At 65.6% G+C, this 23209-nt stretch carries 18 protein-coding genes and 1 pseudogene; 5 read left to right on the forward strand and 14 right to left on the reverse strand.

Annotation, left to right across the window (positions count from 1 at the left end; genetic code table 11):
• Window positions 1–141: 141 nt before the first annotated feature.
• Window positions 142–1359, reverse strand: coding sequence for an arginine deiminase (locus DPM12_RS04395; RefSeq protein ID WP_112257029.1), 1218 nt, complete (start codon window positions 1357–1359; stop codon window positions 142–144).
• Window positions 1360–1426: 67 nt separating this feature from the next.
• Here DPM12_RS04395 and DPM12_RS04400 point away from each other — a divergent pair, with 67 nt between their 5' ends.
• Entirely contained in the window at window positions 1427–2176 is a 750-nt protein-coding gene (locus DPM12_RS04400) for a glycosyltransferase family 2 protein (RefSeq protein ID WP_211658413.1), read from the forward strand.
• Here DPM12_RS04400 and DPM12_RS04405 read toward each other — a convergent pair.
• Window positions 2150–4348 carry a hypothetical protein gene (locus DPM12_RS04405; RefSeq protein WP_123788232.1) on the reverse strand — a complete coding sequence of 733 codons (2199 nt, stop codon included), beginning with the start codon at window positions 4346–4348 and terminating at the stop codon, window positions 2150–2152. The genes DPM12_RS04400 and DPM12_RS04405 overlap by 27 nt on opposite strands.
• A 144-nt stretch (window positions 4349–4492) precedes the next feature.
• On the reverse strand, window positions 4493–6355 hold the full coding sequence (locus DPM12_RS04410; RefSeq protein WP_112257031.1) for an acyl-CoA dehydrogenase: 1863 nt from the start codon (window positions 6353–6355) through the stop codon (window positions 4493–4495).
• A gap of 228 nt (window positions 6356–6583) precedes the next feature.
• Here DPM12_RS04410 and DPM12_RS04415 point away from each other — a divergent pair, with 228 nt between their 5' ends.
• Both DPM12_RS04415 and DPM12_RS04420 read left to right on the forward strand, forming a co-directional pair.
• Window positions 6584–9598: a hypothetical protein gene (locus DPM12_RS04415; RefSeq protein ID WP_112257032.1), complete on the forward strand. Its 3015-nt coding sequence runs from the start codon at window positions 6584–6586 to the stop codon at window positions 9596–9598.
• A gap of 47 nt (window positions 9599–9645) precedes the next feature.
• On the forward strand, window positions 9646–10209 hold the full coding sequence (locus DPM12_RS04420) for an META domain-containing protein (RefSeq protein ID WP_164465264.1): 564 nt from the start codon (window positions 9646–9648) through the stop codon (window positions 10207–10209).
• Between the two features lie 57 nt (window positions 10210–10266).
• Here DPM12_RS04420 and DPM12_RS04425 read toward each other — a convergent pair whose 3' ends face one another.
• The 4 genes from DPM12_RS04425 to DPM12_RS04440 all read right to left on the reverse strand — a co-directional run bounded on the left by DPM12_RS04425 (window position 10267) and on the right by DPM12_RS04440 (window position 15740).
• Entirely contained in the window at window positions 10267–12846 is a 2580-nt protein-coding gene (locus DPM12_RS04425) for an ABC transporter permease (RefSeq protein ID WP_112257034.1), read from the reverse strand.
• Entirely contained in the window at window positions 12847–13623 is a 777-nt protein-coding gene (locus DPM12_RS04430) for an ABC transporter ATP-binding protein (protein ID WP_112257156.1), read from the reverse strand.
• A 153-nt stretch (window positions 13624–13776) separates the two neighbouring features.
• Window positions 13777–14466 (reverse strand): response regulator, encoded by a 690-nt coding sequence (locus tag DPM12_RS04435; protein WP_245951198.1) that lies wholly within the window; start codon window positions 14464–14466, stop codon window positions 13777–13779.
• 2 nt (window positions 14467–14468) lie between these two features.
• The gene (locus tag DPM12_RS04440) at window positions 14469–15740 is read right to left on the reverse strand and encodes a sensor histidine kinase (protein ID WP_211658417.1); all 1272 of its coding nucleotides are present in this window, start codon (window positions 15738–15740) and stop codon (window positions 14469–14471) included.
• A 91-nt stretch (window positions 15741–15831) separates the two neighbouring features.
• On the opposite strand from DPM12_RS04440, the gene DPM12_RS04445 reads away from it, so the two are divergent.
• Window positions 15832–17499: an acetolactate synthase large subunit gene (locus tag DPM12_RS04445; RefSeq protein ID WP_112257037.1), complete on the forward strand. Its 1668-nt coding sequence runs from the start codon at window positions 15832–15834 to the stop codon at window positions 17497–17499.
• A 14-nt stretch (window positions 17500–17513) separates the two neighbouring features.
• Here the strand turns inward: DPM12_RS04445 and DPM12_RS04450 are convergent, their stop codons facing one another.
• The 5 genes from DPM12_RS04450 to DPM12_RS24060 all read right to left on the reverse strand — a co-directional run bounded on the left by DPM12_RS04450 (window position 17514) and on the right by DPM12_RS24060 (window position 20574).
• Window positions 17514–18587, reverse strand: a complete 1074-nt coding sequence (locus DPM12_RS04450; RefSeq protein ID WP_112257038.1) for an NYN domain-containing protein — start codon at window positions 18585–18587, stop codon at window positions 17514–17516.
• A gap of 58 nt (window positions 18588–18645) precedes the next feature.
• Window positions 18646–19053 (reverse strand): VOC family protein, encoded by a 408-nt coding sequence (locus DPM12_RS04455; RefSeq protein WP_112257039.1) that lies wholly within the window; start codon window positions 19051–19053, stop codon window positions 18646–18648.
• Window positions 19050–19550 (reverse strand): SRPBCC family protein, encoded by a 501-nt coding sequence (locus DPM12_RS04460; protein ID WP_112257040.1) that lies wholly within the window; start codon window positions 19548–19550, stop codon window positions 19050–19052. Before DPM12_RS04460 ends, DPM12_RS04455 begins: the two co-directional genes overlap by 4 nt.
• The gene (locus DPM12_RS04465; protein WP_112257041.1) at window positions 19550–19918 is read right to left on the reverse strand and encodes an ArsR/SmtB family transcription factor; all 369 of its coding nucleotides are present in this window, start codon (window positions 19916–19918) and stop codon (window positions 19550–19552) included. The genes DPM12_RS04460 and DPM12_RS04465 overlap by 1 nt, the downstream gene beginning before the upstream one ends.
• 92 nt (window positions 19919–20010) lie before the next feature.
• Window positions 20011–20574, reverse strand: a complete 564-nt coding sequence (locus DPM12_RS24060) for a sugar O-acetyltransferase (RefSeq protein WP_112257157.1) — start codon at window positions 20572–20574, stop codon at window positions 20011–20013.
• A gap of 155 nt (window positions 20575–20729) precedes the next feature.
• On the opposite strand from DPM12_RS24060, the pseudogene DPM12_RS24240 reads away from it, so the two are divergent.
• Window positions 20730–20915: pseudogene (locus DPM12_RS24240) on the forward strand (rhodanese-like domain-containing protein); the annotation flags it as partial.
• A 22-nt stretch (window positions 20916–20937) separates the two neighbouring features.
• Here DPM12_RS24240 and DPM12_RS04480 read toward each other — a convergent pair.
• Window positions 20938–22044 carry a S66 peptidase family protein gene (locus DPM12_RS04480; RefSeq protein ID WP_112257042.1) on the reverse strand — a complete coding sequence of 369 codons (1107 nt, stop codon included), beginning with the start codon at window positions 22042–22044 and terminating at the stop codon, window positions 20938–20940.
• Between the two features lie 29 nt (window positions 22045–22073).
• Window positions 22074–23186 (reverse strand): winged helix DNA-binding domain-containing protein, encoded by a 1113-nt coding sequence (locus DPM12_RS04485; protein WP_112257043.1) that lies wholly within the window; start codon window positions 23184–23186, stop codon window positions 22074–22076.
• Window positions 23187–23209 lie beyond the last annotated feature (23 nt).

Raw genomic sequence — 23209 nt, forward strand, 5'->3', positions numbered from 1 at the left:
ATCGGGGACGAGAAACCCCGGTCACACATGACGGGGGAACATGTGCGACCGGGGCTTGCTCAAGATTACATTCTCTGGCCGTGATTCGTCATTTGCCGGAGCAAGTTCTTTGGTTCGATTCTCCTGTCATTGGCTCAGCAACTAACCGAGTGGTTCCCGGCTGAGCGGACACGACATGCATCGCGGCCCGCCGCGCCCGGTACCAAGCTCGCTGCCCGGAATGCGCAATACGTCAATTCCTGCCGCCTCGAGCCGGGCGTTCGTCTCAACGTTCCGTTCGTAGGCGACCGCCAGCCGCGGCGCGATCGCGAGCGTGTTGTTTCCGTCGTCCCACTGCTCCCGCTCGGCCGTCACCGGATCGAGCCCCGTATCGATGACCCGCAACTCGTCGATGCCCATTGCCTCGGCCGCCGCCTCCAGGAACGGCTTGCGGGGCCCCACGACCAGATCACCGTCTGCCATGTGCAGGGGAATCGCTTGAAGTCCCGGGGTGACGTTCGCATACATCACGACCGCGTCGTCGTCGACCATTGTGCAGACGGTGTCGAGGTGCATGGTGGCGCGGTCTTGGGCGACCGGAACCGCTAGTACGGTCTCGGCCAGGCCGGCACGCAATACGTTGCGGGCGAGCCGCTCGACACCAGCCGGCCTGGTGCGCTCTCCGGTACCGACGGCAACCACCTCCGATGACAGGAGGAGCACGTCCCCGCCTTCGAGGGCTTCGAGGTCTGGAGAGTAGACCGATTCGATTCCGGCAAAACTGGGATGATAACGATATATCGCCTCGGTCAGGCTCGTCTCCCGTCGACGCGCCGGCATAGCCAAACTGCTGACCGCCACCCGGTCACCCACCCACACGCTTGAATCACGCGTAAACAAAAGGTTCGGTAACGGGTCAATGACGAATTCGCCACGTTCCATCAACACATACCCGAGTCCACGACCGATTCGGAATTCCTGATGTGCCAATCCCGCAATCAGCACGTAGGCGAGGTCGTCGGGATGGAGGTCATCGAGATATGTACGGAGCGTCGTGCGGAGCGTGTCTCCGAGTCGCGGATCGGTCAGGACCGCATCGATGCACTCGGCCCGCGCGCTCTCGACCTCCAGTGTCTCGATCAGGAGATCCCGAAGATAGTGGATCTCGACGCCCTGGTCTCGGAGGACCTGCGCGAAGTGGTCATGCTCCTCTTGCGCACGTCCTACCCACGGAATGCCGTCGAACAGCAGGGTGTCGTTGTTTCGGGGCGTCAGGCGCATGAGTTCAGGCCCGGGGCGATGCAGGAGGACGGCGCGAAGACGTCCCACCTCCGAATCGGCGCCGAACCCACGCCCGGCAGGGCTGGTCAAGGTGTCCATCGCAGCTGACATTACGCGATCGTCGTCACCACACTCGTGCGCTCACCGCGCGGGCTAAGGTGGTCGGGTGAGCACGACACCCACATCCCGCGTGGCGATCATTATCGCGGCCAAGGACGAGCAAGCGCGCATCACGGCGACGGTACGGGCAGCACTCCAGCTACCCGAGGCCGACCTCGTCATCGTCGTCGACGACGGCTCGACCGACCGGACAGCAGCCGCCGCAGGTGAGGCCGGCGCCGTCGTCGTCAGCCACGCTCGCAACCGCGGCAAGGCCGCTGCCATGGAGACGGGTGCCATCGCGATAGCCGCGATCGAATCACAAGAGAACGATCATCGTAGCCCGCGAGCTCTGCTCTTCCTCGACGCGGATCTCGAGGAGTCGGCGACGCAGGCGGGCCCGCTGATAGAACCGGTCGTGTCCGGGGCGGCGGACGTGACCATCGCGGTACTACCCACGCAGCACACGGCCGGTGGAGGTCGCGGTCTCGTCGTCGATCTCGCCCGCACCGGCATCGCACGCGCCACGGGCTGGGCACCCCGGCAGCCACTATCCGGTCAGCGGTGCCTGACCCGCCGAGCCTTCGATGCGGCGCGTCCGCTAGCGCCCGGCTGGGGTGTAGAAACGGGAATGACGATCGATCTGCTGCGGCAGGGATTCCGGTTACTCGAAGTGGACGTCACCATCCACCATCGGGTCACCGGAACCGACTGGCGCGCCCAGCTCCACCGGGGAAAACAGTATCGCGACGTGCTCCGGGCGCTCGCGACGCGCGGCATCCGGCCGTCACTACCTGCCCGCCTTCGCCGATCGTGAACGATCTGGGGTTTGCTGGGCCGCAGCGATCGCTGCGACCACCAGCGGAATGCCGGTCGTCAGGATGAGAGCCGGGACGATGATGCCAGAGTCGTTCGCCGCGAACCCGGCCGCACCCGCCACCAGGCCAGCCCACACCAGCGAGCGCAAGATCGACCAGTGCTGAAGTGTTTGCTGGAATCCACGCACCGCAGGACGGGTCACCCACAAGATTCCGGCGTAGAGGGGCGGCACCGTCCAGGCATAGTACGGAAGCCGGAACAGCGTGCCGAACGACGCACTGATCTTTCGCCAGATGACCGTCCATGCCTCGCCCGAGACGAGATCGTCGAAGAACCCGCCAAAGTGCGTGCGCTCTCCAACCGGCCGCAGCCAGTCCAGCCACGCGACCAGCAAGAACACCGCCAGCGCCGCGATCGCCGCCGCCGCAAGCTTGACGAAGGTCAACCGGGTTCCCAACACGCCGATGACCAAAACCGCGAATCCGGGGATGGCTGCGAGGATGCCGCCGACGTCGGCACCTGCTTGCGGAGCACCGACGACGATCGTCGCCAAGCCACCGATCACTGCCGTCACGGTACCCGCAGATCGGCGCGAGCCGCCCCGATCGATAATCCACTGCGCGAGGGCGGCCGTTCCGACCAGGCAGGCAGCGATGAATATGGCGAACGGGATGTTGCCGAGGCCGTAGAACCTACCGGCCACCACCGGCGAGAGGCCCAGCAGACTCAGCTGCTGCAGATTGGAGCCTGTCGACACGTCGATGGCCATCACCGCGGCAGTGGATCCGCCGACCATTCCCGCCGGCCCGTAGATCTTCTTCCGCCATGGCCCACGGAAGGCGGTGACGGTGATGGCCACGCTGATCGCAATGATCAGCGCCCACAACGCAATCGCCGGCCGCTCGAACTTCGCCCACGGTGCCAAGTTCGCCAGGTACGACGACACCGGGAACGATGCGATGGCCACGGCGCCGACGTGCACGATCCGCTGCACCATGACACGGGCCGGCCGGAAGCGCACCCACACGATCAGGGCCACGGCGAACAGTACCAGTTGAGCGGCGCCCAGAAGCTGGAAGAACGGACCTGACTGGGTTCGATAGATCTGCGTCGCGATGTGGGTACTGAGGAGTTCGTCCACGGTCTCGGCAGCCGAAGCCGGGTGGGTTTCACCGGCCCGCCACGGCCGCCCGACCGTGCCCGCTGTGGGCTCGTCGAGGCCCGCGTATTCGAGCAGCGTGGACGTGATGTCCGTGATCTGCACGATGCCCGTCCACTGGGTGGATCCGGAGGTCAACCACCGGGAGCCCCACTCACCGCCCCCTGGCATCGGCCCGGTGGCGGCAGCCACTCGCAAAGCCGAGCCCGCCACCTGCGATGGATCGTCGTGCAGTGGGATGGCCGTCGGGCCACTGTCCGAGATGCCGGCCACGAGCAAGGCCGTATTCCGCGGAAGTTCGTCGATCAGTTCATCGAGCAGGTCGTCGATTCCACTCGCTACCTGTCGCCGATGCTCGAGCGCGGCTTCCCGCGTCTCACGATCACTGCCCGCCGAGGCGGGCGGTGGCATCGAACCGAGGTCGATGACCGTGAGCGGACATTCGCTCATCATCTCGGCGTCGACCTCACCGGGGTTCGGACGGTACGAGGCCACGTGCCCAGAGGAGTCGGCCAGTGCCAGGGCAGCACCGTGGCCGACCGCCGTAGCACACACGTCGTGCTCGGCGAGCCTGTCGCCGAGCAGTCCCACGGTGGCGTTGTACGCATGGTTGTGCTGTTCTTCGACGTACTCCTGCCAACCCGGAACCGTGGCGCTACCGTCCGCGTCGGCCTCCGGACCCGGCGTGGGGCGGCAGTAGCGGTCAGCCGAACCATCGTCGTCAGAGTCGACGACATCGGTGGAACGCCGTCCGGAACTCACCGTAAGCCAACCGTCGACGACGCACGTGCGCGACCTAATGGTTCGTGCGGTCAGGGACGCGGCCGCATCCCGGCCGGTCAGCTCGTACAACGTGGGCATGTCTTCGGCCGTGACGTCGTCCCACGCCAGACCCGCGATACCCACGAACACGGCAGCTGGCTGATCGTCGCGGCTTGGGTCCGCGCCGGACGCCGCGTCCGCAGGCGGGGCCAGCAGGATGACGAGTGCTGCGAGGGCGGCGACAGGCACCAGCCAGCTGCTGCGGAGAACCGAAACCACGTTGTCAGATATTTCCACATGTCAGGCACGAGATGACCGGCAACCCACGCTAGAATACGCGTCGATTCCTCTGACGCAACGGATCGGTCCTGCCCGTGTGTTCCCCACCGATCGTCAGAACGCGGCCTCGTCGAGATCCATGAGTGTGTTGTCGGTCGACTCGGCGATGGAGCGCTCTGCTGCCACTCGGGGCAGGACCTGGCCGGCGAAGAACCGGGCAGCAGCGACCTTGCCCTCGTAGAACGCCTTGTCCGCTGGCTTGAGGTCACCAGCGAGCTTCTCCGAAGCGACCGCCGCCTGGCGGAGCAACAGCCAGCCGACGACGATGTCGCCGGCAGCCAGGAGCAACCGGGTGGTGTTCTGGCCGACCTTATACACGTTGCGCGGGTCGCCACCGTCGGCATTCGGATCCGCGGACATGAGGTACCCGAACATGGTGCCGAGCATGCTCTGGACATCCTCAAGTGCCGTGGCGAGGTGCTGGCGCTCGGCCGCGAGACTGTCCCCTCCTACCTCATTCGCCAGCGTTTCCTGGATCTGCTGCGCCAGCCAACCGATGGCCTGACCTTGGTCCTTGACGATCTTGCGGAAGAAGAAGTCCTGACCCTGGATCGCGGTGGTGCCCTCATAGAGGGTGTCGATCTTGGCGTCTCGGACGTACTGCTCCAGCGGGAAATCTTGCAGGAAGCCGGATCCGCCGAGAGTCTGCAACGACTCCGAGCCGAGAAGCACCCACGAGCGTTCGGAGCCGTAACCCTTAACGATCGGCAGCAGCAGATCGTTTACGCGTTCGGCCAGCTCATCGGTATCGCCGCGAGCCTCGGCGTCCATGGCCCGGTCTTGCATGGTGGCCGTGTACAACACCAGCGCACGCATGCCCTCGGCGTAGGCCTTCTGGGTCATCAGAGAACGGCGCACGTCAGGGTGATGAGTGATGGTGACCCGCGGTGCGGTCCTGTCTGTGGCGCGTGTGAGATCCGCGCCCTGGACTCGCTCCTTGGCGTATTCGAGCGCGTTGAGGTATCCGGTCGACAACGTCGCGATCGCCTTGGTGCCGACCATCATGCGGGCGTACTCGATCACCTGGAACATCTGCGCGATGCCATCGTGAACCTCGCCGAGCAGATACCCCACGGCAGGCTCACCGTCTCCGAACGTCAGCTCACATGTGGAGGAGACCTTCAACCCCATCTTGTGTTCGAGGTTGGTGGCGTATACGCCGTTACGCTCGCCCAGCTCTCCGCTCTGCAGATCGAACCGGTACTTCGGCACGATGAACAGCGACAATCCCTTGGTTCCGGGCCCACCTGCACTCTCGACTCCCACAGGGCGGGCCAGTACGAGGTGCACGATGTTCTCCGTCAGATCGTGCTCGCCAGCAGTGATGAACCGCTTCACACCTTCCAGGTGCCAGGTTCCGTCATCCTGGGGATGGGCCTTGGTACGCCCGGCGCCGACGTCCGAGCCCGCGTCCGGCTCGGTCAACACCATCGTGGCTGCCCATTGCCGCTCGATCATGAGCTCGGCGATGCGTTTCTGAGCTTGCGTGCCGTTACTCCAGATGACGCTCGCGAACGCCGGACCCGACGCATACATCCAGGCCGCAGCATTGGAACCAGTGATCATTTCAGCGGCAGCCCAGTAGATCGAGCGGGGCAGCGGTGGAGTGCCGTCCAGCCCTTCGGGAATGGCAAACCGCCAGATTTCGGAGTCAACGAGCGCCTTGTACGACTTCTTGAACGCCTCGGGCACCGTGACGCTGCGCTGCACGGGATCGTATTCCGGCGGGTGGCGATCCGCTTCCGCGTAGGGCTCGGCCAGCTCGTTGCGGCTCATCCGATCGACCTCTGCCAGGATGCTCCGAACCGTGTCGAGGTCGAAATCTTTATATTGCCCACGTTCGAGCAGCTCATCCCGGCCGAGCACCTCGAACAGGTTGAACTCGATGTCGCGCAGATTGGACTTGTAATGGCCCATGTCTCCTCCGTCAGGCCGCCCGAGATCGGGTTGGTTACTGGTGAGTAACACCATCATGCTACTCGCGAGTAACTCTTGCAAGCCAGGACACTGGCGAAAGAGAATCTTGATCGTTCGCCGGATTTGCGTGGATTCTCTTTCCAGCAGCTGTATCGGGACGGCGAAGTTGCGTCGACGTCGACGCCTCTCTGCTACAGCACCCTTGGCAACGGATGAAGGGGGATCCACGTGGTGCGAGAAAGGCTCCAATCCGCGGAGAAGGCGCTTCGCGACGCCGTAGAACTGGGCGATGAAGCAATCCTCGGTCTCGACATCGACCCGCGGGCCCTCACCGATCCCGAAGAGATTCCCGAAGAGCGCATCGTCCGGGCGGACGTTCTCGCCGAGATGCTGCGCGACGACGCGACCGCACATGGCGCCGGCGTACGGCTCACCGGTGCCCGCATCACCGGTGACATGTTCTTCCGCTACGGCACCCTCAAACGCCCACTCCGGCTCAGCCAGTGCTGGATCGACGACTTGCTGACCCTCGCGGACCTCACCGCCGCCGGGGTCGAGCTAATTCGTTGCCGCCTGCCCGCCATACGCACGGAGTCGGTCGACATCACGGGATCCTTCACGGTACGCGAGTGCCGTCTGGGCATGGCCGCCATCACCGACACTCGCGTACATCGATCCATGTCGCTCGAAGACAGCCGTATCGTGCGACCCGAATCGCCGCTGCGCACCCGCAATCTCACCGTATGGGGCGATCTCTTGTTGGATCGAACGCGGCTCTACGCCGACGACGGACAAGCATGGCATGCCGAACGGCTCAGCGTCGGTGGCCGCCTGGGGCTCGCGGGCCTGCGTGCGCGCGGCGCCATCACCCTCGCAGGTGCACCATCGGTCGATGGCCGAATCGACATGGCCCACGCCGTCATCCGCAACGGCACCGAGACGGCTCTGGATGCCAGGCGGCTGACCGCCGCAGGGATCGATGCGACCGCAATCCGGTGCTCCGGCACGTTCGACCTCCGCAATGCCACCATCGCGGGCACCGTGGCGCTGAACGAGGCGGTACTGGCTTGCCCGGACGGCTACGCGCTCCGCGCCGGAGACATCTCCGCCGACCGGATCGAGCTCGAAAAGGGTGCACGGGTCTGGGGAGGCGTTTCCATCCCCCGAACCGCCATCCGCGACACGCTCGCCATACGCGGTCTCTCCGTGCGCGACACGGGCGGTCGCGCACTCGTGGCCACCGGAGCGAGTATCACCAATCTGGTCGCCGATGACGCATGGCTCGACGGGCAGCTCGTTCTCGACGAGCTAGCAGCAACCTACGTCGGCCTGACCGGCTCCCACGTCAGATGGCCGGACGGCGATGGCTCGGTGAACCTGAAATCCGCGGTCATCCGCCGCGAGCTGGACTGCCGCCACATGCACAACGAGGGAACGCTGAACGTCTATGGCGCCCGGGTGGGTACCGTGCTCGATCTGCGCGGCGCTCTCCTCGAGCAACCAGGTGGCAGGTCTCTTGCCGCTTCCCGGGTGCACGTCGGCGGCAGGCTGACCCTGGTGGACGGGTTCCGGGCACGCGGTGAGATCGACCTCGCGCATGCGGACATCGGCAAGAGCCTCGCGATGGACGGTACCCAGGTCGAGGGCAAGCTTCGGCTCTTTCGCGCGCGGGTCCGCAGCGACGTCCTCTTGCGGGAGGCACGAGTCAGTGGCTCTGGAGTCGTGATCGATGCGATCGGCCTGCATGTCGACGGCAGGATCACGGCACGCAACATGGTCTGCCTGGGCGCGGTCCGGATGACCGGTGCAATCACCGACAGCCTGGCACTCACTGGCGCTCGGTTCGTCAACCCTCAGGCAAACGCGCTGATCGCTTCCCGGATTCAAGTCGGCGGCGACGTGATCGCCGGTGACGATCCGTACTCGTCGAACGCCGGCTCCTTCTCGGCCGAAGGCCGCGTAATCTTGCATGACGCGAGTATCGGCGGCGACCTGATCCTGGATGGGGCCGTACTCACCACTCCACATCACTTCGCCCTGGAATGCACGGGGGTCGAGGTCGGAGGAAAGATCTCGCTCCAGCATGCCGAGATCAGGGGAACCGCGGGCCTCGATCAGGCACAGGTGCGGCGCCGCATCGTCGTGCGCGACGCGCGCTTCATCGGCGACGGCGTAGAGTCCGCCGACGGTCCGGTGGTGCTCAGCGCCATGCAGACCACGTCGAACGACCTTCTCATCAAGAGCGGCTTCTTCGGTGGCGCCATCCGCCTCAGCGGTTCCGCGTTCGTCTCGGGCGTCAGCATCACCGAAACGTCCATCCAAGCTGGTGACCACGCTGCGCTCCTCGCCGCGGATATCACGTGTGGGGTGTTCCGGCTGAGCAACGTCACCACCGAAGGGGTCATCGTGCTGGCGCGCAGCCGCATCGATGGTGATCTCGAATGTTTGGGGATGTCCGCCGGGGGTCGTAACCGCCCGGTGATCATTGCGCGGGAGGCACACGTCGCGCGGCGGATTTCGCTGGACGGCGTCGAGATCGTCGAACAGCGCGAGCGGGGTCGCGTGATGGATATCGACCTGTCGGCCGTCCGCGCCGGGTCGGTGGAGCTACCTCAGGGCAAATGCGCAGTCGATCTGCGCAACGCCGAGATCCGCACGCTCGTTCTCGATCCGTCGGACACGACCACGGTCCTGCTGTCCGGTCTGACGTTCGACGACCCTGGCGGCGCTGACGTCGAGACCGCGCTGGCGTGGCTGCGCCGCGATCCGGAGGGCTACCAGCACCAGGCGTACGAGCAGCTAGCTGCACACTACCGCCGGATCGGTGACGATGCCGCAGCTCGCACGGTGCTCCTCGCCCGTCAACGACATCGCCGTGACCTCCTCAAACGATCGTCACTCGGGCACGTGATGATGAAGACCTGGGGGTATCTCCAAGACGTGATGGTGGGCTACGGGTATCGGCCCGGCCTGGCCGCCATGTGGTTCGCGGGCCTTCTGGCATTCGGCACGTTCTACTTCAACGGCCGCGACCTGGACCCCGTGGAAGTGGAGGTCCATCCCACGTTCCATCCGCTCGGTTATACGATCGATCTGCTCGTACCGGTGATCAAGCTGGGCCAGGCGATGGCCTGGGATCCGCAGGGACTCGACTTGTTCGTCTCCTACAGCTTGATCTTCATGGGTGCAGTTCTCGTGACAACCATCGGGGCCGCCGTGACGCGCGTCCTCGGCCGGAGGTGATGATGTTCTGGATGGAACGGGTCGGCGACAGGTTACGTCCGATAGATATGAGCGGACTCAGACGAATCGGTGTACTCATCGCCGCAGCCGGCCTGGCCGTCGCTTCGTGCGGTAATGACGACGACACTACGGCTGTTCAGGAAGACAGCAACGCCAGCTCCGAGAGCGAGAGCGCGCTGACGGAGACAGCCTGGGAGGTCGATCTCGTCCAAGACGGCGAAACCACGACGGAGGCGCCGGAGGACGTCGACGCCACACTGGGCATTCACGACGGCCAGATCGGCGGAAATACCGGGTGCAACGCCTTCACCGGTGACGTCGAGGTGAGCGAGGATCAAAGCACGATCATCGTGAGTGACGTCGTCTCGACCCTGCGTGCCTGCATGGACACCCGTGGCGAACTCGACCAGATCGTACTCGGGACCCTGCGGGGCGAGCTCACCGTCGAGATCGACGGGGACGTTCTCACACTCACCAACGAGGACGGCACGAGCCTGACACTGCGGGCCATCGACGAGAACCCCGAGGACCAGGTTCCCGAGGACGACCTCAACAAGGAGGGGGAAAACACGGGGGACGAGGAGGAAACCGAGAACACGGAAGACGAGTGAGCTCGAGTGCTGAGCGCTGTCCTGGACAGCGCTCAGCACGTCCTCTCATCCTGTCGTTCACTCGGTCGCCAGGGCCACCACTGGCGGTTCCGTGGCGGCACGGCGGCCCGGGAGCACACTGGCGATCATGCCGGCCAATACGACGACCACCACGATGGCGATGACACGGCCCCACGGCACCGAGAACGTCACGCTCCAGGTGCCACCCACGGCGGTGAGCGCGCCCACCAATCCATAGGCCAGGCCAAGAAGTATCCCCAGCACCGCTCCGGCAATCGCTATCAGAGCGCCCTCCATGACCAGCATCGATCGTAGCTGCCTTCGGGTCAGGCCCAGCGCCCGCAGCGTCGCCGACTCCCGGGCGCGCTCGATCACCGACAAAGACAGGGTGTTCCCGACACCGACGAGCGCGATGACGACCGTCACTGCGAGCAGGCCCGTCATGACGGCGAGCACCATGTCCAGCACCCGTTCAAACTCGGCACGCTCCGCCGCTGCGCCGGCGACCGCCGGTGCAGTGGTCCCTCCGGCCGCAGCACTCACTGCGTCCTCAATGTCCCTGATCACCTCAGCCGGGTCGGCGGTAGCGTCGAGTCCGAGCCACAAGACGTTGCCCGGGGCATCAGGAACCAGGTCAGCCAGATCATCGTCGGTTACGAGGACGGACGCCGTGCGAAACTCAGTGCTCACGACCTCGAGTTCGACCTCGGCTGCATCGGATCCGAGCCGCATCCGATCGCCACGTTCCAGACCGAGCTGACTGGCGGTTACGGCCGACAAGGCAACCTTTCCCGGTCGCAGTTCTTCCAGACCCGAGTCCGAGCGCGCGACATCCCGTGCGGCATCCGGATCGACACCCTGTACGCTCACGTCGGCCCGCGCAGGGTTCTCCGACTCGGCCGAGCTCGCCTCCAGACGGGCGCCACGCAGCGGAATCGCCGTCGTCACGCCGTCCACGCCACGCACGGCCTCGGTCACGCCGGTAGACAGCTCGAATGCTGCGGTGTCGGTCTCCCCCGCGCGAATCTGATCGAGCGAGTAACCGACCGCGACGTCTACCGGATACCGCTGATCGAGTTCATCCAACGCACTCGCCTGCGCCGAGCTCACGCCGACGGAGACGGTGGCGACCAGGGTGACGCCGATCAACAACGACGCCGCCGTCGCCGCGGTTCGGCCGGGATGGCGGAGAACGTTGACCACCGCCATCCGTGCGGGAACGCCGCTGAACCGGCGCACGGCGCGGCCCAGCACGGCTACCGTAAGGGGCACCAACACGACGGTGCCCAGGAGGATCCCAAGGAACGACACGGCACCACCGAGAACACCTACCCCGATCCCGAGCCCCACGGAACCGGCGTCGCTCGCGGCCACGCCGACGGCGAGCAGCCCCGCACCAATGGCGACCAACAGGGCGCTGCTGACCCACCGGCGCGTCGACGTCCGTTGTCCTGCCATCAACGACGCGGGCATCCGCAAGGCGGCCAGCGGCGCGATACGGGTAGCGGCGCGGGCAGGCCACAACGCCGCAATCAGGGTGACGAGCGTGCCGAGGAGCAGCGGGAGGGCGATGGCGCTGGCCGCGATGTTGATCCCGTCGGGAATCCAGGACATATCCGCCAAGCGGCCCAGAACCTGCACCAGTATCTGGGTGAGCCCGATGCCCGCGCCTACACCGGCCACTGACGTCACCACCCCCAGGACGCCGGCTTCGGCGAGGATGCCGCGGCGTATCTGGCGCCGGGTGGCGCCGACGCACCGGAGCAGTGCGAGCTCCCGAGTGCGCTGGGCGACGACGACGGCGAAGGTGTTGGAGATGACCATCCCCGCAGTGAACAGGGCTATCGCACCGAAGCCCATGAGCACGGCGACGAGGACCTGGGCGTCCGAAGTGAAACTGGCCGCCACGTCCGCCGCGTACTCCTCCGCGGTACGGACCTGGACGCCGGAGTCACCCACCGAGCTGGCGACACTCTCTCGCAGCTCGTCAGGCGATGTCTCCGAGCCGGCCACCACCCCGATGTTCAGATACGTGCCCTCGTCGGACGAGGCCGACCACGCGTCGATGTCCTCGGGGTGGGCGAACACACCGGGGATGGACGAATCGAATGCGGCGCCCGGGTCGGGGAAGATGCCGGTCACGGTCACCGTGTTCGCCATCCGTTCCGCACCCTCGTCCGGACCCCGCCGATCCGCAATCACGTCGATGCTGGAACCGACCTCCAGGCCGAGCCGCTCCGCGACCGGCTCGGCCACGATGACGTCACCGGGCGAATCCGGGTGCTGCCCGCGCGTCACGTCAACGCGCAGACCTGGGGTCTCCGGAACGGCCGAAGCAGCCTGATGATCCGAAACCGTCCCCGTGCTGAGCGTAATACCGTTCATCTGCCGGCCGTCGGCTCCCGCCACGCCAGGGACCGCGCGAACGTCGTCGAGCGTTTCCTTCGTCGGGCTCCCGGTGACGATCACGTCAGCGTCCCCGTGCCCGGCCAGGATGGCGTTGTGCACGGTCCGTTCCATGACGTCAGTCGACAGCAGGGTCGCGGTCACGAACGTCGTCGCGATGAGCACCGCCACGCCCGCAGCGATCAGCCGTCGGAGATGGAGGCGCATCTGCGCCAGGCTTGCCCGCAGCATCTACAGTTCCGCTCCCTGCATCTCGTCGAGCATGGACATGATCCGTTCCGGCGTCGGCCCCTCGATGTCCCCGGCGCGCTCGCCGTCGGCCAGCATCACGACGCGCTCGGCATAGGCCGCGGCTAAGGGATCGTGAGTCACCATGACGATGGTCTGGCCGAACTCCCGCGCGCTGCGCCGCAGGAAATCGAGTACCTGGGAGCCGGCGCGGGAGTCGAGATTTCCCGTGGGCTCGTCGGCGAAGACGACATCTGGCCGGGTGACGAGCGCGCGTGCGATCGCGACACGCTGTTGCTGCCCGCCCGACATCTCGGCTGGACGGTGTGCCAGCCGATCCTCGATGCCAAGCGAGGCCACGAGCTCGTCAAACCATTCCCGATGCACTTTTCGACCGGCCAGCTCGACCGGGAGCTCGATGTTCTGCCGGCCCGTGAGAGCCGGCAGGAGATTGAAGGATTGGAAGATGAATCCGATGCGCTCGCGCCGCATCACGGTGAGGTCATGATCGTCGAGGCCGGTGAGTTCCGTATCGCCGAGCCATACCCGGCCCGAACTCACCGCGTCCAGGCCCGCCAGGCAATGCATAAGCGTCGACTTGCCGGAACCGGACGGTCCCATGATCGCGCTGAATCGCCCACTCTCGAAGGCGATATCGACGTCGTGCAACGCCCGCACGGCAGCGTCGCCGTCCCCGTACACCTTGGTGATCCCCGTCGCCATGACCGCATGCCGCCCGAGGTCCTCCCCGTCGGCGCCGGCAGTGACCGGCATGGGCATATCCACCTCGCTCTTCTCGTCAGTCGTCGTGCTGTCGAGAAGCGACAGTAGGTCGGTGAGCATCCGGAGGGCGTCAGCATGCGGAGGGGTCCGAGGGTCATCCCGTGGCCGTACGCGCCACGAAAGCGATCGACCCGCGGGTGGATCGCGTGCTCAGGAACCTGGCTTGACCAGGCCCGTCTGATACGCGACGACTACCGCCTGTACCCGGTCGCGAGCACCGAGCTTGGACAGGATCCGGCCGACATGGGTCTTCACCGTGGCCTCGGACACCACGAATTGCTCCGCGATCTCGCCGTTTGAGCGGCCGTACGCCATGTGGACCAGGACCTCGCGCTCCCGCTCGGTGAGAGTCTCCAGCACGTCGCGTCCGGCATCCGGCCCTTCCTCGCGCAACAGGGGAGCGACGTGATCGAGCAAGCGGCGCGTCGTGCTGGGCGCGATGACCGCGTCACCACGGTGGACCGTACGCACAGCGGCGAGAAGCTCCTCGGGAGGGGCATCTTTGAGCAAGAACCCGCTCGCGCCGGCCTTGATCGCGGCCACCGCGTATTCATCGAGATCGAAGGTGGTGAGCACCACCACCTTGGGAGCTGGCGCGTATCGAGCGTCGCCCAGCAGCAGCTGCGTGGCCTCGATTCCGTCCATCCGGGGCATGCGCACGTCCATGAGCACGACATCGCTACGAGTGACGCTGAGCTTCTCCAGTGCCTCGGCTCCCGTCGACGCCTCGGCCACGAGCTCCAGGTCGGGTTGTGAGGTGATCACCATGCTCAGGCCCGCCCGGACCAGCTGCTGGTCGTCGACGAGAACGACCCGGATCGCATCAGAGGTCACGGTCACTGCTACTTCTTCTCCGCCGAGGGGTAGGGAAGACGGGCACGAACGGCAAACCCACCGCCGGGGACCGGGCCGGCCTGCAACCATCCACCATAGAGGGTGGCGCGTTCACTCATCCCGGTGATGCCGTGCCCCGCCCCATGACCGCTCCCATCAGCCTCCGGACGCAACGCGGCATCGGCGGCCGCTCCCCGCCCATCATCGACGACGGCGACCATCAATCCTTCCGGTGTCCAGTCCACACGCACGTCGACGCTGACCTCTGGCCCCGCATGCTTCAGGACGTTGGTCAAGGCCTCCTGGACGATGCGATATGCCGCGAGCTCGACACCGGACGAGAGAGACTCGGGCGTTCCGGTCGTCGAGAACTCCACCTCGAGGCCATTGTTTCGTACACTTGCCACCAGATCGTCGATATCGGCCACGCCGGGCGTCGGCGCCCGCGAAGCGCCGTCATCGGTCCGCAACACCCCGAGTAGCCGCCGCATCTCGGTCAACGCGCCACGGCCAGTTTCGGAGACCGTCTCGCAGGCCTCGACGGCCGCCTGTGGATCGTGCTCTGCCGCATAGCGACCACCGTCCGCCTGCGCGATCACCACCGACAGGGAATGTGCGACCACATCGTGGAGCTCCCGGGCGATCCGGGCACGCTCATCGGCCGCGGCCAGCCGGGACTCCTGCTCACGTTCGACCTCGAGACGGCGCGCCCGCTCCCGCAGCCCTTCCATCTGCTGGCGCCGGACGCGCTGCAGATCACCCAGTGCCCACGCCGCCAGCACCAGCGCCACGATGTAGCCGCCAACGACGACCATGTTCTCCGTTGCCTCGAAGTATCGCGTCGCTGCCAGTCCGGCCCCCAACAGTCCGAGCGCCAGCGCTGCCCGGCTTGCCCATCGCGGCCCGTACGCGGCCACCCCGTGCAGCGCGACCAGTACACCGATCTGCGACAGGTAGATCGGCAGGCCGAAGGCCCACTGAAGCAACGACACGGCCGCGATCACTCCGGCACACCACTCCGGACGCAGCCGTCGCAACGCCAGCGGAAGGACGAGGCATGCCGATATCACGGGCGCGCCGAACTTGGTGAACGCCAGCCGCAGGCCGTCTGGAACGCTCGGTTCCGCTGCCCCGCCCAGGAAGCTAGACCAGCCATATGGGTCGACGAGCACGGGCGATCCGAACACAACCAGCACGGCATAGATGCCGACCGCCACGAGAGCGTCCACCAGGACGGGATGCCCCCGTAGCCACAGATACATCCGGTCTCGTCTCCGCACCGCGTACGAGGATACGCGGCGAGAGCCACGAGCGACCGTCCACTCGATACGGTGGCATCAGAACCCGTTCACGATTCCCCGAGGTGACCTGATGACGCCATCGACCGAACACTCCGGCGGGGCCGCCGAGCTGCTCGTCCGCTGCCTGGAGAACGAAGGCGTCACGGTGGTGTTCGGCCTGCCGGGCGAGGAGAACATCTATCTGACCCAGGCCCTGGAACGATCGCACATCCGCTACGTGCTCACCCGGCACGAGCAGGCTGCGTCGTTCATGGCCGAGATGTACGCGCGCGTGACCGGCTCCGCCGGCGTCGTCTCCGCCACACTCGGACCAGGAGCCATCAACCTGCAGCTCGGCGTGGCCGACGCGATGACCAACAGCACGCCGCTGGTGGCTCTGTCGGCTCAGGTCGGCAAGGACCGCAACTACAAGGAGTCGCACCAGTTCGTCGACCTGGTAAGCATGTTCGCGCCGGTGACCAAGTGGTCAGCCGCCGTACCGACCCCGGACGCGGTCCCGGAGATGATCCGCAAGGCGTTCAAGACCGCCGAGACGGAACGGCCAGGCGCCGTGTACCTGGCGGTTCCCGAGGACGTCGACGATGCACCGGCATCAGACGCCCTGGCTCCCCTCCCTCGTAACGTCGTCCAGCCGGAAGCGCCGTCGCCCTACCAGGTGGCTCGCGCCGTCGATCTCATCAAGAACGCCCAGAGACCGATCGTCCTCGCCGGGCATGGCGCTGCCCGCGGGGGAGCATCGGAGGCGCTGCAGAAGTTCGCCGCGACTCTCGGCGTTCCGGTGGCCACCACGTTCCACGGCAAGGGCGTCTTTCCTGACGATCACCCGAACTCCGTCGGGACCATCGGGTTCATGACGCGCGACTATGCCAACTTCGGGTTCGAGAACTCCGATCTGATCATCTCCGTGGGATACGAGCTACAGGAGTTCGACCCCGTCCGGATCAATCCGGACGCGGACAAGAAGATCATCCACGTACACCGCTTTCCCGCCGAGGTCGACGCCCACTATCCCGTCGACGTCGGCATCATCGCCGACATCTCCGCGTCGCTCGATGCCGTGCTCAACGGCTTGTCCGACCACCACTGCCCGGCCTCCGAGCCCACGACGTCGAGCGTCCTCCTCGCCGAGGAACTGGAGAACGGCCGCCAGGACGATCGGTATCCGCTGTCACCGCAGCGCGTCGTCGCCGACACCAGGACGGCACTCGGCCGGGAAGACGTTGCGCTCGTCGACACCGGCGCGGTCAAGATGTGGATGGCCCGGCTCTATCCGACGTATGCGCCGAACACGTGCCTGATCTCGAACGGCCTGTCTACCATGGGATTCGCGCTGCCCGGCGCGCTCGCCGTCGCCCTGGCCGAGCCCGACGTCCGGGTGCTCGCCGTCGTCGGCGACGGCGCCTGGCTCATGCACTCTCAGGAGATCGAGACCGCCGTTCGCGAGGGTATCCCGCTCACCGTTCTCATCTGGGAAGACAACGGCTACGGCCTGATCGAGTGGAAGATGCAGATGGAGATGGGCGAGCACAGCAACACCGCTTTCACCAATCCCGATGTGGTGAAGTACGCCCAGAGCTTCGGCGCCACGGGATACCAGATCACGTCCGCCGACGAGCTGCTCCCCACGCTACGCACGGCCCTCGACCAGGACGGCGTGTCGATCATCAACTGCCCCGTCGATTACCGCGAGAACCTCCGGCTCATCGAACGGCTCGGCGATCTCGACGCGGCCATCTAGCCGAGTGCGACGGCTCAACCTTCGTCTGTCGACGTGAGCAGGTAGTCGCCGGCCTCCGGATCCCAGGTCAGCTGGACTGCCCCCGTGGTCGCCGCTGCCTTGCAGAACTGCAGGAAGCTCCGATAGCCGAGCTTCTTCTCGCTGAACTCGGGCCGGACCTTGCGAAGCTTGTTCTTCAATCCCGAGAGAGCGACCTGCGTCTCCGGCAGATCGGCAAGGATCGACCGCAGCAAGCCGAACGCCTCTTCCCGGTCGCCGAGCTCGGGCAGCGAGATTTCCGGATCGCCCTTGGCCGGTCCCTCGGCCAGTTCCAGAACGTTGCGTTCGGAGAGGTGCTGGAGGAGCTCGCCGAACGCGCGGAAGCCGTAGTCAGCCTCGCTAAAGGTCGGATCCTTGCGCAGCAGCGTGCGCTTCAAGGTCGACGCGTTGACCTCACCACTGGAACTTCGCTGCAACCCGGACACGGTCTGCGCGACACGCACGGCGAGCTCGTCGAGATCACCGCTGGGAGCGGCGTCCTGATCCGCATCCGTGGCTCCACTCGGCTCGGCCGGTTCCGGCACCGGCATCAGTGTTCTCCGCGGACGGCTCTCGACGTTGGGAGCCGGCGCTTCGACGCCTTCGAGCCGGTCGTAGTAGAGGAACTCATCACACGCGGGTGGGAGCAGCGCTGATGTGGACTGCTCCACCCCGACACCGATGACTCGCTTGTTGAGTTCGCGCAGCTTGTGCACCAACGGGGTGAAGTCGCTGTCACCCGTGCACATGACGAACGTCGCGATGTAGTCCCGTTCGAAGGCCAACTCGATCGCGTCCACGGCCATCTTGATGTCCGCGGCGTTCTTCCGCCGGTAGCCCATACGCTGCGGGATCTCGATCAGTTCGACGTGCGACCTGGTGAGCATCCGGCGATCCTCGTCGAAGTACGACCAATCGGCGTATGCGCGGCGCGCGATCACGCGTCCTCGCTCGGCAAGCGCGTCGCTGATGGGACGGAAGTCGAACTTCAGACCACCCAAGTGATCACGTGCGCCGAGTGCGAGGTTCTCGTAGTCGAGGAATACGGCCAGACGATCTTCTTGGTCCACAGCAGCCAGCGTACGCGCCGATCAACGGCGACACAGGTGATGGCTCGAGTCGACGCGCTCAGGCTCGCGACGAGATCTGCTGCACTGCCCAACCGTTGCCGTCGGGGTCACTGAAGAACACGAATCCGACGTTGTCGAGCGGATCATCGACGGGCCTCGGGTTCTCACCCAGAACCTGAACCTCGCTGACGTCGACGCCACGTTCGACGAGCTCGGCGCGAGCCTTGTGGATATCCGGGACGACCAGTTGCAGTCCCTTCAAGCTCCCGGGAGGCATCTCCGGCACCGCACCTTTCCCGATGACGATCGAGCACCCCGAACCGGCAGGTGTCAGCTGGACGATACGTGCGTCGTCGCCGAGCATCGCGTCGTGATCCAGGTTGAAGCCGAGCTGGTCGGCATAGAAAGACTTGGCGCGGTCGATGTCGGTTACGGGAACGATGACGACTTCGAGTGTCCAGTTCATGTGGTGTCTCCTTGACGATTCCTGAGGTCGGCGAGCACAGTGTCGAGCCGTTCGTAGCTCTGGCTCACACCGCGCGCCATCGGATATTGAAGGACGGTGTCGCGGGCCTCTTGCGATGCGTACAGCACGGAGCTGGTCAGGGTCGTCATCCCGCGCTCTTCGACGAGCAGCTGAGTGATCAGCGATTCGCCCTCGTACGACTGGTTGTCGAACATCTCGGTGTAGATGAGCCGGCTGGGCTCGATGACCTCCTGGTAGACGCCGCCGTGCGCCATCTCCGACCCGTCGGGACCGCGGTGGACGAAACGCCACCTTCCGCCGACTCGCAGATCGATCTCGCATCCGACCAGATTCCACCCGCGCGCCCCAAGCCACCGTTTCAGCAGTTCGGGTGTGGTGAGAGCCCGGAACACGAGATGTCGTGGCGCATCGAACGAGCGCGTCAGCACGATCTCGCGCTCGCCCGGCGTCGTCACCGAGAGCTCCCCGCCGTTCATCACCGCTCACCCTCATCCGATTCGGCACCCCTGCTCTGCTCCTCGACCGCCCGGAGCTCGTCGAGCAACCCGTCGAGACGCTGGTAGCTCTCCTCCCAGTAGGTCCGGTAGTTCTCCAGCCAGGCGGTGGCCTCTTGCAACGGCCGCGCCTCGAGCCGACACGGCCGACGCTGTGCGTCACGGGTCCGGGTAACCAAGCCTGCCCGCTCCAGCACTCGAAGATGCTTGGAGATCGCGGGCTGGCTCATCTCGAACGGAGCTGCGAGTTCTGTGACGGTGGCCTCGCCCGCCGCCAGTCGAGCCAGGATCGCCCGGCGCGTGGGATCGGCCAGCGCTGCGAACGTCGCGTCGAGCTGATCTGCCGCCATTTCATAACCAGATAGTTTCATAACTGGTTAGTTTTATATACGCCCGGAGATGCGCCCGTCAAGCAGAAAGACGAAAAGGCGAACGGTGAGCGTTACAGCTCGCGGATCACCCGGGCCGGATTTCCGACCGCGACGACACCGGCCGGAAGATCCTTCGACACCACGCCTCCCGCACCCACGACGGTGTTCGCGCCGATGGTCACGCCCGGCAACACGATCACACCGCCACCGAGCCACGCATTGTTCTCTACCGTGATCGGATCGGCTCCTTCCCACTTGTCCAGGCGCTCGCCCGCGTCCAACGGGTGCGTGGGGGTCAGCAACTGCACGTACGGGCCGATCTGTACATCGTCACCGATCGTGATGGGAGCGACGTCGAGAGCGACCAGACCGAAGTTGATGAACGCCCGCGCACCGACCCTGATCCGATAGCCATAGTCGCAGTACAGCGGCGGACGGATCTCGGCACTGGAATCGACGTGCCCGAGCAACTCTTCCACGATCCGCTGGCGACGTTCGCCGTCCTCAACCCCGCTCGCGTTAAATTCTTCGTATAGCTCGGCGGCCCGCCGCCGATCAGCATCCAGCTCGGGATCATCGGCTATGTAGGGGGCACCAGCCAGCATGCGCTCGCGCTGGCTCCGCTGATCGGACATCTCGGGACGCATGAACGAACAGTACCAAGATGCTGCCGAATGCTGACTTCGATAGGCAAACACGCGAAAACACGACCAGAACGGCGAGAAGATCGGATGCGATGAATCCACCCGAACCTGTCACCGAAGAGATCGACGTAGCAACGGCACAATCGATGTGGCGGGCCGGCGATCTCGTCATCGACGTTCGATTGCCCGAGGAGTATGCCTCCGGCCACATCGCCGGCGCGATCAACATTCCACTGCGCGAACTCCCGACCCGCCTCCGCGACCTCCCTGCCGGCCAGGTCATCACCGTGTGCTCGACCGGAATCCGATCCCGTCGAGGTGCCGAGACCGTCGCACGGCTCGGTCGGACCGCCTTCACGGTGCGCGGGGGCACCAAGGCGTGGACAGCTGCCGGGTACCCGATCGCAACCGGCCCGGAACCCGGGATGCGTCGTCGGCATTCGTTCTGGCGACGGCTGGCCTCCCGGATGCCACCCCTGGATCCACGGTGAGGATGCCAGCGCCCGTGTCTATCGTGGCGGTCACGCCGAGGGGTACGGACATAGGCCGAGATCCGTGTCCGATCGGCAAGCCGCCGAGAACGGGGACATCAAGCGTGGCGAGCCGTTCCTGCAGGACATCAACGATCGTCCAACCTCCGAGTGCCTCGTCCACAGGTCCCTCGTCGAAGCCGCTGAATTGACCGACGGCGACTCCTCGTACGCCGTCCAGTGATCCGGACTTCATGAGCTGCGTCAGCTCCCGGTCTACCTGCCCGAGTCCCGTGCCGAAATTGTCTTCTATCAACAAGATCGCACCGTCGAGACGTGGCAATTCGGCGCCCACTGCCCCACGTATTGCGCCCAGATTGCCGCCCATGAGGAAGCCCGCGGCTCGGCCGTCGACGGAAACCGCAGCGGTTACTTCGCTCGGGTCCTGGCAGACGGTGATCGACTCTGCTGTGAACAGCGATCGGTACAACGTCTCCGCCGTCTCCTGCCCGGCGAAACCGTGGATCCCGCCGAGCCTGCACCACCGCCACAGCGCTAGATGAATCATGGTGATGTCGCTGAATCCGACGAGCGGTTTGGGATCGCTTCGTGCTGCTTCGAAATCGAGACGGTCCGAGATCCGGTAGGCACCCTTACCGCCTCTCGTTGCGAAGATGGCACGTACCCCGGGGTCCCGAAAGGCGGCGTTCATATCGGCGATCCGGTTCTCGTCCGTCCCAGCCAGGTATCCCACATGGTCGAATGCGTGATCGCCGATCTCGACCTCGAGACCCCAGCTCGCCAGCAGATCGACGCTATGCTCGACCTGTTCCCGGCTCGGCGGGCTCGCTGGGGAGACCAGGCGCACTCGATCTCCGGGTTTCAGGCGCGGTGGAACGAGCGTGACCGGGCGATCGACCTCTTCGCGACGAATCCCGCCAGAATTGCCAACCGCCTCGCCCGGATCTCCTAACTCGTCAGCAATACTCATGATCGCCCCACTTCGCGCATACCTGGTGGTCAGACTTCCGGTGACGCTGGAGGATGGATGGTGATGTCATGCGCGCCGTCGGGCGCGACAAGGGTGAGTAATCTAGCTCCCTCGCTCGTGATGTCGGCCTCCTCGTCCGGCGAGAGGGGGCGATAGGGACGGACGATCAGCGTCGTTTCGTCACCCTTGCTGTCCAGTGACCACTCGGCATTCACGAAACCGTCGATCAGCAGTTTGCGCACCGTACGATCTGCAGTGATCGCGCCCACGCGTCCCACGTCTGGACCCACGATCCGGCTGCGGTCCGCATGCGACAGGAACACGTTGTCGAATTCGGGGAGAAATCGCACGGGAGTCGGCTCGTCGGCGTCGAGGAGCGGCGCGTCGGGCAGGTCGAACAGCTCACGTCCTTCGTTATCGCGGAACGTCCGCAGGCGTGGCCGTAACCGCTCGGTCACCTCCTTCACTCCCGTCAGGCCCGACCACGTGCGGATATCGGCGTTGCCGGCCGGCCCGTAGGTTGCCAGGTAACGCATGACGATGGTGTCCGGAGAGGGGTCCGGTTCGAGATTGTCGCCGAGCCACGTGTCGGCCGGCGTCAGCACCGCCTTGCCGTTCTGGCCCCATAGACCCCGAGGTGGCGGTTGTACCAGCGGCAACGGGATGGTGGCCGCGTAGCCGAGGGCATCACGGTCGTAACCGGGCCAACGTTGTGTCAGATGCGGAATGAGGTCGCCGCGCGTGCGCGGCTGCTCTTCCAGAAGCTTCCGGCCGAACGCCGCGACCTCGTCGAGGTCCAACCCTTCGAGCCGGCGCCGGAAATTGCCACGGAGGGTGCGCAACGCCACGGGCTGTGTGAGCGGCAGGAGTACCTTGGCGTCGCGCGCGGTGACCAGGTGCACGGTCCTGCGCATCGGCCAGCAGCGCACCACCTGGCGGTTCAGGAGCAGCTGATTCAACTCGCCGGGATCGAAGTCCTGCAAGCGAGACCAGAGGGAGTAATGCGGATCCGTCGGATTCTGTGCCTGCAAGCCCACGAGATGTTCGACCGTGTCAGCGACCGGACGCTGTTCACGGTCCAGCAATAGCTGCCGGGCAAGTAACGTCCGGTTCAGGTTACGGGCCGTCAGCCGAGCCGTCATGGCACAACACAGTAGCCGCGCCG

The organism is Phytoactinopolyspora halophila, from assembly GCF_003287285.1.
GTDB lineage: Bacteria > Actinomycetota > Actinomycetes > Jiangellales > Jiangellaceae > Phytoactinopolyspora_A > Phytoactinopolyspora_A halophila.

Excerpts from the sequence above, each read along its gene's own strand:
- DPM12_RS04395 (WP_112257029.1), bottom strand. The coding sequence starts at position 1,359 with ATGGACACCTTGACCAGCCCTGCCGGGCGTGGGTTCGGCGCCGATTCG.
- DPM12_RS04410 (WP_112257031.1), bottom strand. The coding sequence starts at position 6,355 with ATGGGCCATTACAAGTCCAATCTGCGCGACATCGAGTTCAACCTGTTC.
- DPM12_RS04420 (WP_164465264.1), top strand. The coding sequence starts at position 9,646 with ATGAGCGGACTCAGACGAATCGGTGTACTCATCGCCGCAGCCGGCCTG.
- DPM12_RS04425 (WP_112257034.1), bottom strand. The coding sequence starts at position 12,846 with ATGCTGCGGGCAAGCCTGGCGCAGATGCGCCTCCATCTCCGACGGCTG.
- DPM12_RS04430 (WP_112257156.1), bottom strand. The coding sequence starts at position 13,623 with ATGCCCATGCCGGTCACTGCCGGCGCCGACGGGGAGGACCTCGGGCGG.
- DPM12_RS04445 (WP_112257037.1), top strand. The coding sequence starts at position 15,832 with ATGACGCCATCGACCGAACACTCCGGCGGGGCCGCCGAGCTGCTCGTC.
- DPM12_RS04455 (WP_112257039.1), bottom strand. The coding sequence starts at position 19,053 with ATGAACTGGACACTCGAAGTCGTCATCGTTCCCGTAACCGACATCGAC.
- DPM12_RS04460 (WP_112257040.1), bottom strand. The coding sequence starts at position 19,550 with ATGAACGGCGGGGAGCTCTCGGTGACGACGCCGGGCGAGCGCGAGATC.
- DPM12_RS04465 (WP_112257041.1), bottom strand. The coding sequence starts at position 19,918 with ATGGCGGCAGATCAGCTCGACGCGACGTTCGCAGCGCTGGCCGATCCC.
- DPM12_RS24060 (WP_112257157.1), bottom strand. The coding sequence starts at position 20,574 with ATGTCCGATCAGCGGAGCCAGCGCGAGCGCATGCTGGCTGGTGCCCCC.
- DPM12_RS04480 (WP_112257042.1), bottom strand. The coding sequence starts at position 22,044 with ATGAGTATTGCTGACGAGTTAGGAGATCCGGGCGAGGCGGTTGGCAAT.
- DPM12_RS04485 (WP_112257043.1), bottom strand. The coding sequence starts at position 23,186 with ATGACGGCTCGGCTGACGGCCCGTAACCTGAACCGGACGTTACTTGCC.